Origin of the sequence: Sulfurifustis variabilis, assembly GCF_002355415.1 — a bacterium.
GTDB classification, from domain to species: domain Bacteria; phylum Pseudomonadota; class Gammaproteobacteria; order Acidiferrobacterales; family Sulfurifustaceae; genus Sulfurifustis; species Sulfurifustis variabilis.
Window position 1 is genome coordinate 1,936,580 of record NZ_AP014936.1, and the last position, 12,139, is coordinate 1,948,718.

12 protein-coding genes are annotated in these 12,139 nt (G+C 67.7%); 5 read left to right on the forward strand and 7 right to left on the reverse strand.

What is annotated here, in order from left to right:
- Both SVA_RS09280 and SVA_RS09285 read right to left on the reverse strand, forming a co-directional pair.
- On the reverse strand, positions 1-615 hold the full coding sequence (locus tag SVA_RS09280) for a MotA/TolQ/ExbB proton channel family protein (RefSeq protein ID WP_096460957.1): 615 nt from the start codon (positions 613-615) through the stop codon (positions 1-3).
- Positions 616-668: 53 nt separating this feature from the next.
- Positions 669-2,963: a DNA internalization-related competence protein ComEC/Rec2 gene (locus tag SVA_RS09285; RefSeq protein ID WP_169924042.1), complete on the reverse strand. Its 2,295-nt coding sequence runs from the start codon at positions 2,961-2,963 to the stop codon at positions 669-671.
- A 49-nt stretch (positions 2,964-3,012) separates the two neighbouring features.
- Here SVA_RS09285 and SVA_RS09290 point away from each other — a divergent pair, with 49 nt between their 5' ends.
- Positions 3,013-3,537 carry a DUF2062 domain-containing protein gene (locus SVA_RS09290; RefSeq protein WP_096460959.1) on the forward strand — a complete coding sequence of 175 codons (525 nt, stop codon included), beginning with the start codon at positions 3,013-3,015 and terminating at the stop codon, positions 3,535-3,537.
- Here SVA_RS09290 and lolD read toward each other — a convergent pair.
- The 4 genes from lolD to SVA_RS09310 all read right to left on the reverse strand — a co-directional run bounded on the left by lolD (position 3,534) and on the right by SVA_RS09310 (position 7,287).
- Positions 3,534-4,217, reverse strand: coding sequence for a lipoprotein-releasing ABC transporter ATP-binding protein LolD (gene lolD, locus SVA_RS09295; protein WP_096460960.1), 684 nt, complete (start codon positions 4,215-4,217; stop codon positions 3,534-3,536). The genes SVA_RS09290 and lolD overlap by 4 nt on opposite strands.
- A complete protein-coding gene (locus tag SVA_RS09300) occupies positions 4,214-5,461 on the reverse strand; it encodes a lipoprotein-releasing ABC transporter permease subunit (RefSeq protein ID WP_096460961.1) in 1,248 nt (415 codons plus the stop codon). The genes lolD and SVA_RS09300 overlap by 4 nt, the downstream gene beginning before the upstream one ends.
- A gap of 225 nt (positions 5,462-5,686) precedes the next feature.
- Positions 5,687-6,805, reverse strand: a complete 1,119-nt coding sequence (locus SVA_RS09305; RefSeq protein ID WP_169924043.1) for a CapA family protein — start codon at positions 6,803-6,805, stop codon at positions 5,687-5,689.
- Positions 6,805-7,287, reverse strand: coding sequence for a DciA family protein (locus SVA_RS09310; RefSeq protein ID WP_096460963.1), 483 nt, complete (start codon positions 7,285-7,287; stop codon positions 6,805-6,807). The genes SVA_RS09305 and SVA_RS09310 overlap by 1 nt, the downstream gene beginning before the upstream one ends.
- Before the next feature lie 169 nt (positions 7,288-7,456).
- Here SVA_RS09310 and SVA_RS09315 point away from each other — a divergent pair, with 169 nt between their 5' ends.
- Positions 7,457-8,332 (forward strand): M23 family metallopeptidase, encoded by an 876-nt coding sequence (locus SVA_RS09315; protein ID WP_169924044.1) that lies wholly within the window; start codon positions 7,457-7,459, stop codon positions 8,330-8,332.
- Between the two features lie 33 nt (positions 8,333-8,365).
- Complete coding sequence (locus tag SVA_RS09320) at positions 8,366-9,103, forward strand: YggS family pyridoxal phosphate-dependent enzyme (RefSeq protein WP_096460965.1); 738 nt, start codon at positions 8,366-8,368, stop codon at positions 9,101-9,103.
- A gap of 16 nt (positions 9,104-9,119) precedes the next feature.
- Here the strand turns inward: SVA_RS09320 and SVA_RS09325 are convergent, their stop codons facing one another.
- Positions 9,120-9,986 (reverse strand): DMT family transporter, encoded by an 867-nt coding sequence (locus SVA_RS09325; RefSeq protein WP_169924045.1) that lies wholly within the window; start codon positions 9,984-9,986, stop codon positions 9,120-9,122.
- A gap of 47 nt (positions 9,987-10,033) precedes the next feature.
- Here SVA_RS09325 and dapC point away from each other — a divergent pair, with 47 nt between their 5' ends.
- Positions 10,034-11,230 carry a succinyldiaminopimelate transaminase gene (gene dapC / locus SVA_RS09330; RefSeq protein WP_096460967.1) on the forward strand — a complete coding sequence of 399 codons (1,197 nt, stop codon included), beginning with the start codon at positions 10,034-10,036 and terminating at the stop codon, positions 11,228-11,230.
- 32 nt (positions 11,231-11,262) lie between these two features.
- Positions 11,263-12,084 carry a 2,3,4,5-tetrahydropyridine-2,6-dicarboxylate N-succinyltransferase gene (gene dapD / locus SVA_RS09335; RefSeq protein ID WP_096460968.1) on the forward strand — a complete coding sequence of 274 codons (822 nt, stop codon included), beginning with the start codon at positions 11,263-11,265 and terminating at the stop codon, positions 12,082-12,084.
- Positions 12,085-12,139 lie beyond the last annotated feature (55 nt).

Below are 12,139 nucleotides of genomic sequence, written 5' to 3' on the forward strand. Positions count from 1 at the left end.
TCAGTCCTTCTCGCGCTCGCCGTGGAGGATTTCGACGAGCTTCAGGGCCTCCTGCTCCATGTCGAGCAGGAGCTCGTTCACCTTGCCCCTGAAGTAGCGGTAGAACATCACGGCCGGAATCGCGACGGCGAGGCCCGCCGCCGTGGTGATGAGCGCCTGCGCGATGCCGGCCGCCACGATGGACGGATCGCCGACCCCGTGCGTGCCGATCCCCGAGAACATCTGGATCATGCCGAGCACCGTGCCAAGCAGACCGAGAAAAGGCGAGATCGCGGCGATGGTCCCGAGCGTGCGCAGATAGCGTTCGAGGTCGGGCGACACGTGCCGGCCGGTGTCCTCGAGCGCCTCCTTGATGATCTCGCGATCGTGCCGGCGGTTGACGAGCCCGGCCGCCAGGATTCGCCCGAGCGGCGAGCTGTCGCGGACGAGCGTGATGTGGGCGTCGTCGAGCTCGTTGCGCGCGAGCCACTGCTGCACCTGGCCGACCAGGTTCGGCGGACAGACGTGCTTGCGTTGAAGGGACCAGAACCGTTCGCCGATGATCGCAAGGGCAGCGACGGAACTCAGGACGATGGGCCACATGACCCAGCCGCCCGCCTGAATCAGTTCAAACATCGAGGATCGGGGAGTGAAAAAGTGCGGCTAATTTAACAGACGCGGCAAAAACCTCAAGGCGGACCCGGCCGGGCGTGCCAGTAACGCCGCTCCCGTTCCCGATAACCGGTGGCCGTGATCCCCTTTCGATCGAACCTGAGCTCCAGCGCGCCGCCGGACGGCGTGTCGTAGAGCCGCGCGCCCATCGCTTCGTAGCGCGCGACGACGTCGGGATGCGGATGGCGGTAGCGGTTGCGATAACCGACCGGAAACAGCACGTGGCGCGGCCGGACCTTTTCCAGGAACCCCGGCGTGGACGACGTGCGGCTGCCGTGGTGCGGCGCGACGAGCACGTCCGCCGCCAGCGGGACGCCGGCTTCGAGCAGCCACTCCTCCGCGCGCCTCTCGATGTCGCCGGAAAGCAGGACAGTGCCGTTTGCGCTCGATACGCGCAACACGCACGAACCGTCGTTGTGGCGACCGGCGAGCGGCTCCGGCGGGCCGAGCACGGCAAAGTCGACGCCGTCCCATCGCCATGCCTGCCCGGCCCGACACGGCGTGCCGGGGACCTCGGGGGACCCGCTCAGGGTGCGGCTGACCGGAAACGCGGCGAGCACCGCCGGCGCGCCGCCGGCATGGTCGTTATCGCCGTGACTGACGACGAGCACGTCGATCGAACGTATTCCCGCCTGTTGCAGGTACGGAACGACCACGGCACTGCCCGCATCGAAGCGCGATGAAAATCGCGCGCCCGTGTCGAAAACCAGCGAATGCGCATGCGTGCGGACGACCGCGGCGAGCCCCTGACCGACGTCGAGCAGCGTGAACCACATCTCCCCCGCCGCCGGCGCGGGCGGGCGGACGAGGAACAGCGGGAGCAGCCACACGACGCCGACGGCGCGCGCCGGCCACCCCCGCGGGGCGAGCAGAAGGATCGTGCCCACGACGGCGCACGCGAGCGCCCAGTCCGCCGGGCGGTGCTGCGTCCACTGCGCGTAAGGCAGATCGGCGAGCCCGCCGAGCACGCTCCAGAGCAGGTCGAGAAGCCAGGTCGCGGGTACGAGCGCGAGGGGCGCGATGCCGTCCTGCCCGAGACCGATCAACGCGGCGCCGAGCAACGTCAGCGGCACGACCAGCAGATCGAACGCCGGGACGGCGAGCAGGTTGGCGAGCGGAGAGACGAGCGACGCCTGCTGAAACAGCCCGAGGAGCAGCGGCAGCATCCCGAGACCGACGGCCCATTGCACGTGGCCCCACTTTCGCCAGAGCGACCGGCCGTCCTGGTCGCCCCGGACGGCATAAACGATCGCTGCGACGGCAACGAACGAAAGCCAGAACCCGGGGGCCATGACCGCGAGCGGGTCGTGCACGAGGACCAGAAGAAGCGCGGTGGCGAGCAGCGTCGAGGGCGCCCACCGGCGCCGCAGCACGATCGCCCCGAGCGCGACCGCCAGCATGACGAGCGCGCGCTGCGTCGGGATCACGAAACCGGCCAGCGCCGCGTAGGCCGCGGCTGCCAGGAAACCCGCGACTGCACCGAAAATCGGCGCGGGTACGCGCAGCACCGTATAGCCCGGCCAGGCCCATGCGAACCGCGCAAGAAAGAAAACGAGACCCGCGACCAGGCTGATGTGCAGGCCGGAGATCGCGACCAGATGCACGGTCCCGGTCCGGCGAAGCAGGTTCCATTGCGCATCCGTGATGCCGCGGGTATCGCCGTTGGCGAGCGCGACGATGAGACCCGCATGGGCCCGCTCACCGAGCACGGCGCGCAACCGCTCACCCAGTCCCTGGCGCACCCGCCCGACGGCGTAACGCAGTCCGTGCGAAGGGTCGAGCCGCTCCGCGGCGGGATGGTCCCGCACGTAACCGCGCGCCCGGATGCGCTTCCGGAAGAGATGCGCTTCGTAGTCGAAACCACCCGGGTTCCGGAAGCCATGCGGGCGTTTCAGCCGGACGGTCATGCGCCAGCGTTCGCCGACCCGCGGCGCGAAGCCCGGATCGGCATTGCTGAGCAGGATGCGTCGGGGCACCTTCACCGCCGAGTCGCCCAGGGCGGCTTCCGCGACGTCGAACTCGAAGCGCAGACCGTATTCGCCGGGGGTCGGTATGTCCGCGATGAACCCCTCGACAATCAGGTCCCGGCCCTCGAGCCCCTCGGGCAGCGTTTGCTCTAAAATAAGCCCGGCGCGGAAGGTGAGCCACGAGGCACCGGCGACCAGGAACAAGATGACAAGAACCGCGCGAGGGTGGCGCCAGGCGAGTGCAACGGGCAGGAACAACACCGCCAGCCAGGCCGGCGACGGGAGCGCCGGGAACTGCTGCACCACCAGGATCCCACCCAGGAAGGCAATCGCCGCGGCGCGCAACGGTCGTCCGATAGTCCTTTAAACAGCGAGACTATACACTACCGCCGCCATGGCGCGCCGCCTGATCAAGCGCTGGTTCCCCGACCCCCACAAGGTGCGCAACCACAAGCACCTGCGGTTCTTCGGCACGCTCCTGCACGACCCGAACCTCTGGCATTTGAACCGGCACTCGGTGTCCGACGCGTTCGCCATCGGACTCTTCATGGCGTTCGTGCCGATGCCGTTTCAGATGATCCCGGCCGCCGCGCTCGCGATTTATCTGCGCGCCAACCTGCCGATCTCGGTCGCCCTGGTCTGGATCACCAATCCGGTGACGATGCCCCCCATCTCCTATTTCTGCTATCTGGTGGGAACCTGGATACTCAACACCCCGCCCCAGCCGTTCGCCTTCGAGCCGACCTGGGATTGGATCGCCTGGGAATTGAAGCGGATATGGCAGCCGTTCCTGCTCGGCAGCTTCGTGGTGGCCAGCCTCACCTCGCTCGCCGGGTACTGGAGCATGCGCGGGCTCTGGCGCTGGCACGTGATCCGGGACTGGGAGCGCCGGAAGAACCGTCCTCCGCGGGTCCGCTAGGCGGGCTTCAGCACGCCGTCTTCGAGCCGCAGCACGCGGTCCATTCGCTCAGCCAGCGTTGGATCGTGGGTCACGATGATGAAGCTCGTCTGGAACTCCCGGTTCAATTCGAGCATGAGCTCGTAGACGGTCTGGGCGGTCTCGCGATCCAGGTTACCCGTCGGCTCGTCCGCCAGCACGCAGAGCGGACGCGTGACCATGGCCCGTGCCACCGCCACCCGCTGACGCTCGCCGCCCGACAGTTCACCCGGCCGATGCTGCAAGCGGTCCTCGAGACCCACCCGACTCAGCATCTCGGTCGCCTGCTTCACGGCCGAGCCGCTCGGACCGCGGCGCATCAGGAGCGGCATCGCCACGTTCTCCAGCGCCGTGAATTCGGGCAGCAGGTGGTGGAACTGGTAGACGAAGCCGAGATTACGGTTACGGAATGTCCCGCGCGCCGCTTCGGAGAGCTTGCCGATGTCCTTGCCGTCGATCTCCACCTGGCCCGCGGTCGGTCGGTCCAGTCCGCCGAGGACGTGAAGCAGCGTGCTCTTGCCCGATCCGGAAGCGCCTACGATCCCGACCTGCTCGCCGCGCCTGACACGGAGATAGACTCCGCGCAGGACGGAGACGCTGAAGGCGCCCTCGTCGAACACCTTCGCGAGCCCCGTCGCCCGCAACACGTACTCGTTCGTCATTCGTAGCGCAGCGCCTCGGCGGGCTGGACGCGCGAGGCGCGCCAGGCAGGATAGATGGTGGAGAGCAGCGCGAGCGCCAGCGACGCGCCGGAGATCAGTGCGACGTCGCTCCAGTGCAGATCCGAGGGGAGCTCGCTGATGAGATAAACGTCCGCGGAAAGAAACGATACCCGGAACAGGCTTTCCAGGAACTGGACGATCGACTCCACGTTGTACGCAAGCAGTATTCCCGCGACGGTTCCAACTACCGTGCCGAGGACGCCGACGACCGCGCCCTGCACCATGAACACGCCCATGACGCTGCGCGGGCTGAGACCCAGCGTGCGCAGGATGGCGATGTCCGCCTCCTTCTCGGTAACGATGACCACGAGCGTCGAGATCACGTTGAACATCGCGACCGTAACGATGAGCAGGAGGATGACGAACATGACGGTTTTCTCGATCTGCAGCGCCCGGAAGAAGTTGCCGTGCTCGCGCGTCCAGTCGCGCGCGCGATATTCGGGTCCGAGCCGGAGCGACAGCTGTTGCGCGACCGCCGGCGCCGTGTCCAGGGCGTCGAGCTTCAGGCGCACGCCGGTGACCGCCGTGCCCAACCGGTAAAGTTTCGCCGCGTCGTCGAGGTGCACGAGCACCAGGCCGCTGTCGTACTCGTACATGTCGATGCGGAAGATGCCGACGACGTTGAAGCGCTTGAACCGCGGAAGCAGGCCGGCCGGCGTGGCCTGCGCCTGCGGCACCACGAGCGAGACCTGGGAACCGACGCCGAGATCGAGCTTCCAGGCAAGCGCGCTCCCGACCACCACGTTGAACTCGCCCGGCTTGAGCGCATCGAGGCTTCCCTCGATCATCTTGTCGGCGATTTCGGACACGCTGCGCTCTTCCACCGGCATCACGCCCCGCACGAACACGCCGCTCACGTCGCGGCCGCGTGCTGCCATGGCCTGTCCGAGCACGTAGGGCGCCTCGCCGATCACGCTCGGGTGGTCCTTCACTCGGCGCGCGACTTCCCGCCAGTCCGTCAGCCTCCCCTCCGGCCCGGTCACGGTGACGTGCGACACGACGCCGAGGATGCGCCCGCGCAACTCCTTGCCGAAGCCGTTCATGACCGAGAGCACCGTAATGAGAGCGGCGATTCCGAGCGTGATGCCGAGGATCGAGATGAGCGAGATGAACGAGATGAAATGATCCCGTCGGCGGGCGCGCACGTAGCGCAGGCCGACGAACAGCTCGAGCGGGCGAATCATGGCGCGGCTATTGGCCCGGTTGGATTGCCCCGGAAGAGCGGAGGCACCCGCCGACAGGCGTACTCATGGCTTCGAGTCACGTTGATCGCGCCGGGTCAGGAACGAAAATCATAGACCTTCCGGTTGCTGCGGCGGCAAGGCGGTGTCGCTCGCGGAGTCGAGAGCATAACAACTCACTGTGAATCTTCAAATGGGACGGATGCCGCGCGGTGACTCGCACACGCCCTAGGGCGCGTAGGACGCCTTGCGCGAATCGCGCGACCAGACGGCGACGCCGTTCCGGTTCTCGAGCGCGGTGCCGAGCGGTGCGGAGAGCGCCTTCAGCAACTCCACCACCTCGTCGGCATCGGCGCCGGCGAGCGGGCGTGGCTGAAAGACGACCTCGGCGTTCTTCACGTTGATCGGGTGCAGCGCCACGGCGTGCACGCGCTTGTCGCGCACCGTCAGGACGGCGACGACGCTGCGCGTCGCCGTCGAGCTGTACGATCCGAACACGAAGTTGCCGAGGCTATAAAGGATGATTCCGTCGCGGTAATGCTCGACCGCCTGCAACACGTGCGGATGATGGCCGATCACGGCGGCGGCGCCGGCGTCGATCGCGGCATGCCCGAGCGCACGCTGGTAATCGCGCAGCTCGGTGGTCCCTTCCCGCCCCCAGTGGAAGGAAACCAGCACGATGTCGGCGTTCTCGCGGGCCGCGGCGACGTCCGCGCGCACCTCCTTCTCGTGTCCGAACGCGGTGCCGGGTCGCGCGTTCGATGCCCAGAACTCCTCCGGAAACGTCAGCGAGTACGCGAGGAGCGCGATACGCGCACTGCCGGCATTGACGAGCGCGGGCCGTCGTGCCCTCGCGAGGTCTTCCCCGGCGCCGGCGTAGCGGATACCGGCCGCATCCAGCGCACGCACGGTATCGCGCAGGCCGTCGAGGCCGTAGTCCATCAGGTGGTTGTTGGCGAGCGAGACGAGCCGGAATCCCGCCCGCGCAAGCGCCGGCGCCACGAGATCGGGCGGCGACCGAAAGACATATTGCTTGCCTTCGAAGGGCTGCCCACGATCGGTCAGCGGGCCCTCCAGGTTGCCGAACGCGAGCATCGCCTGTCCCAGCAGCTCCTTCGTCTGGGCGAAGGGGTAGTCGTACCCGAAGATCGCGAGCTCCGGCGCCGCCGTCCCGCCGAGCATGATGTCTCCGACCGCCGCGACGCGCAGCTCGCCCTCGGCGTCCTCGGCGACGGTTGAAACCGCGAATGCCCCCGATCCTGCTGCAAGCAGACAGGCGGCGAGAGCGGCCCGCACGAAGTTCCGGCAGTCCCTGATCCTGCCGACCGCCGTGGATCGAGTCGCCATTACCCTGACTTGCCCGGGCCGCGCGAGAGCTCGGCGAGGCGCAGTATGGACGCGCGAAGCGCCGGATGCTCGATCCCCTCGGCGACACTCCGGAGCAGTCGTCCTGTCGCGCTGGAGAAGGGCTGAGGGCGGGGCGTCGAAACTTCCCGACCGGGTCGGCATCCCCCTGCCGTGGGGGTCCGGGCCGGAGTCACCTTGATGCTGAGGCCGACCAGGTTTTGCAGGAGGGGGTCACGGACCAGCCGGGATACGAGCGTGAACTGCTGCTGGCGCAGACGGCTGGCCCAGACCGGGGTATCGGCGTGCACCACCAGTTTGCCCATCGTGAACCGGACGGGTCGCGCATGGGAGGCCAGCGGTTCCGGGACGTGGGTATGCCAGAGGGCCTGCAGACGGGTCGTCTCGTCCATGTACTCGGCCACCGCCCGGGATAGCCCGCCCGTCAGAAAAGCGCCGATTCGCCGCGGTCCGACCCCGCCCATCGCCCTCTTCCCTCCCGGTCCTGGTCTATGCTCAGAAAAAGCCTTTGTAAACCGGACCGCTTAGGTCCCGCTTCGTAGTCTAGACTTCAAAAGGCCTATGCAGATTATCCTGCTTGCCGAAGGGATCCGAAAGGGACGGAACGCCTCCCTCTCCCACCGCCACCTCCTGGTGATCCTTCTCATCGGGGGGCTGTTCCTGCCGCTTTTCTTCGGCGTGCTCACCTTCAGGATCCACGCGCTCCTCGAGCGCCATTCGGGCGAACAGAGCCTGGTGTCGGCCTACGGCGAAGAGCTCGCGCGCCAGGCGACCGCGCTCGAGGCGGCCAAGCTCGAGGCCTCCACCCACCTGAACGCGCTGGCCCTGAAGCTCGGGCAGCTCCAGGCTCAGGTGCTGCGCCTCAATGCCCTCGGGGGCCGGCTCACCAACATGGCCGGGCTCGACCGTCGGGAATTCAATTTCGAGACCGAGGTCGCCCAAGGCGGCCCGGAGCAGACCGGCATGCCCGGCGGGCTCGACGTGCTCGCGAGCCTCGATCGGCTCTCCCTCGAGATCACCGCCTCCAAGGCCAAGCTCCAGGCCCTCGAGACGCTGCTGCTCGACCGGCGGCTCACCGATGCCGTGACCCCGGCCGGCTGGCCCGCCGACGGGGGGTTCGTGTCCTCGCACTTCGGCACCCGCGCCGATCCGTTCACCGGGCGGCTCGCCTACCACGAGGGGGTGGACATCGCCGCCAAGCTCGGTTCCCCCATCCGCGCCATGGCCGACGGGGTCGTGTCCTACGCCGGGGAGAAGTCGAACTACGGGCGGGTCGTCGAGGTCACCCACGCAAGCGGGCTCGTCACGCGCTACGCCCACCTGCTCTCGCTCCTCGTCAAAGTGGGCGACAAGGTCGGTCGCGGCGACGCCCTCGCCCTCGTCGGCTCCTCCGGGCGCTCCACCGGCCCGCACGTGCACGTCGAGGTGCTGAAGGACGGGCGGGCGGTGAATCCGGCGGGGTATTTGCGTCCCAGCGAGCGTTCGAAGCTCGCGCACACCGCGCCCTGACCGCGCCGCCGCACTCGCGTTAACATCGGCGCCATGGATGGCGCCCGCGACATCTCCTCCCGTCTTGCCGCGCTTCGCGATCGCATCGCGGAGCTCGCGCGCGCGGCAGGGCGCGATCCACGGGACGTGCGCCTGATCGCAGTGTCGAAAACCCATCCGGCCGAGAGCGTGCGCGACGCCCTCGATGCCGGGCAGCGCGATTTCGGCGAAAGCACCGTGCAGGAAGCGCTGCCGAAGATCGACGCCCTGTCGGGGACCGGCGCGCAGTGGCATTTCATCGGCCATCTCCAGTCGAACAAGGCCAAGTTCATCCTGCCCCGCTTTGCCTGGGTCCACTCCCTCGATAGCGCGAAGATCGCGGTGCGCCTTTCCCACGTCGCGCACGAATGGAGCACGCCGCTGAACGCGCTGATCGAGGTCAACGTGACGCGCGACCCGGCCAAGCACGGCGTCCTTCCGGAAGCGCTGCCCGGCTTGCTCGAGCAGCTGCGGCGGGAGGATCTGCCGGGCATCGTCTTGCGCGGCCTCATGACGATCGGCCCCCATCAAGCGAGCGAGCCCGAGATACGGTGCTGCTTCGCGGGACTGCGCCAGCTGCGGGACGAGAATCGCGCCCGCTTCGGGCTGCCGCTCTTCACCGAGCTCTCGATGGGCATGAGCGGCGACTACGCGTACGCGATCGCGGAGGGCGCGACCATGGTGCGTCTCGGCACGGCGATCTTCGGGGAGCGAAGCTACGCGCGCGCTGCGAAAGCCGGCGCGCCCGGGTGACGGGCTTCGCCGGCGGCTACAGCCTCGCCGAGATGTAGGCGGCGACGATGATCAAGGCCCCGCCCGACCAATCCGCCGCCGTCATCACCTCGTCGGTGAGGAGTTGCTGCGAGATGGCGCCGCTCACGAGCTCGAAGAGCAGGATCACGGCCGAGCGATGGATCGGCATGTGCGTCACCCCGTACTGCACGAGCACGGTCATGAGCAGGATGCCGAAGACGCCGAGGGCGACGGCGCCGAGCGTCACCGTCGCTTCCACGCCCGGCGACGGAACGCGAAAGAGCGCAATCAGCGCGTAGGCGATCACCGCGACGCCGACCCACACGGCGAGCGACTTCGCCGCGATCGACGCCTCCTGTCCCTTTCGCACGAAGACGTTCGAGAGCGCGAACGCGAAGCCGGCGCTCAACGCGAGCCAGTCGGAGTTGTGCTGCGGCCAAGGCACGCCGGAGACGGGATCCCACAGCAGCAGCAGCGCTCCCGCCATCGCAACGCCGAGAGTCGCGAGCGAGCGGTTCGAGACCCGTTCGCCCAGAATGATCCATCCGAGTATCACGGCCCAGACCGGCGAAAGATAGAAGAGCAGCAGGACGCGCATCACGTTGCCGTCGAGGATCGCCAGCACGAACGCGATGTTCGTCCATCCCCCGGCCAGCGCGAGCGGCAGCAGCGTGCGCCGGTGCGCCACGAGTTCGCGCGCGGCGGGCAACGTCACCGGCAGGCTCGCCGCCAGGGCGGCGGCATAAAGGATCAGCGTGAGCCAGATGCCCGAGAGCCCATGGCCCTCGAGAAGGCGCATCGGGTACCAGATGACGCCCCAGAGCCCGGCCCCGAGCAGCAGGCTCGCGACCGGGAGCAGGTGCATCCGTCGGTTGGAGGCCAAATCCCCTTTTCCGTATAATCGCCCGCGTCGTTCTCCCATAACTCCCCATGAACCCCAAGCTCGCGAGCCTGCAGGCCTACCCGTTTCAGCGGCTCGCCGGGCTCATCCAGGGCGTCACGCCAGCCCCGAAATCGCCGATCGTCATGTCGATCGGCGAGCCCAAGCACCCGGCGCCGCGGTTCGTGCTCGAGGCGCTCGCCGCACACCTCGGCGGCCTCTCCGCGTATCCCACCACCAGGGGAATGCCCGAGCTGCGCGCGAGTATCGCGGCGTGGGCCAATCGGCGGTTCAAGCTGGATCGCCTGCCCCTCGATCCCGAACGCCACGTGCTGCCGGCGAGCGGGACGCGCGAGGCCTTGTTCTCGGCCGCGCAGGCGATCGTCGACGCCGACGCCAAGCGGCCGGCCGTCATCATGCCCAATCCCTTCTATCAAATCTATGAAGGAGCGGCGCTTCTTGCCGGAGCGGAACCGTACTTTCTCGACACGCCGCCCCCCGATTACCGGATGGACTTTCAGTCGGTTCCCGAAGAGGTCCTGCGCCGCACACAGCTCGTCTACACCTGCTCGCCGGGCAACCCCACAGGGGCGGTCATGGGGCGCGAGGAATACGTCCGCCTGCTCGAGCTCGCCGAGCGCCACGACTTCGTTGTCGCGGCCGACGAGTGCTACTCGGAGCTCTACTTCGACGAAGACCGCCCGCCGGTGGGCCTGCTCCAGGTGGCGAACGAGCTGGGCATCCGGGACTACCGTCGCTGCCTCGTGTTCCACAGTCTGTCGAAGCGCTCGAACGTGCCCGGCATGCGCTCAGGCTTCATCGCGGGCGACGGCGTACTCATGCAACGGTTCTTCGAGTACCGTACGTACCACGGCTGCACGCTGCCGGGTCCGGTCCAGCGCGCAAGCATGGCGGCCTGGCAGGACGAGGCGCACGTGCGCGAGAACCGCGCCGCCTACCGCGCGAAGTTCGACTCCGTCCTCGAGGTGCTGGCGCCGGTGCTCCGGGTCGAGCGGCCGCAGGCCGGCTTCTACCTCTGGCCGGAAACGCCCATCGACGACGAGCGCTTCACGCGGGAGCTCTACCGGCGCGAGAATGTGCTGGTGCTTCCCGGCCGCTACCTGTCCCGCGAGGCGCGCGGATCCGACCCCGGCAAGAACCGGGTCCGCGTGGCGCTCGTCGCGAGCTTCGACGAGTGCCGCGAGGCGGCCGAGCGCATACGCGATTTCGTGCAGACCCTTTCCTGACGACGGCGGGGCGGCCCCGCGAACGGAGAATCATGAGCAGCATACAAAACATCATCGAACAGGCCTACGAGCGCCGTGCGTCCATCACCCCGCGCAACGTCGATACGCTCGTGCGCGACGCCGTGCTCGAGGCCGTCGATCTGCTCGATACGGGAGGGGCGCGCGTGGCCGAAAAGGTGGACGGCCAGTGGGTCGTGAACGAATGGCTGAAGAAGGCGGTGCTGCTCTTTTTCCGCATCGAGGACAACACCTTCATCAAGGGCGGGTACACCAATTATTACGACAAGGTTCCGGCCAAGTTCGCGGACTACAACTCGCGCAACTTCCGGGACGGCGGATTCCGGGTCGTCCCTCCCGCTTCGGTCCGGCGCGGCGCCTATATCGCGCCGTCGGTGGTCCTGATGCCGAGCTATGTCAACATCGGCGCGTACGTCGACGAAGGGACCATGGTCGATACCTGGGCCACCGTCGGCTCGTGCGCCCAGATCGGCAAGAACGTTCACCTCTCGGGCGGCGTCGGCATCGGCGGCGTGCTCGAACCGCTCCAGGCCGCACCGACGATCATCGAAGACAACTGCTTCGTCGGCGCGCGCAGCGAGATCGTCGAAGGTGTCGTCGTCGAGGAAGGATCCGTGATTTCCATGGGCGTCTACATCGGGCAGAGCACCAAGATCTACAACCGCCTGACTGGCGAGGTGCTTTACGGCCGCGTGCCGAAGGGTTCGGTCGTCGTCTCCGGCAATCTGCCCTCCTCCGACGGCAAGTACAGTCTGTATTGCGCGGTGATCGTGAAGCAGGTCGACGAGAAGACGCGCGCCAAGGTCGGCATCAACGAGCTGCTCAGGGATATCTGACGGAGACCGGCGACCCATAAACCGCCACGCGATCTCGTCAGTCACCCGTCACCAG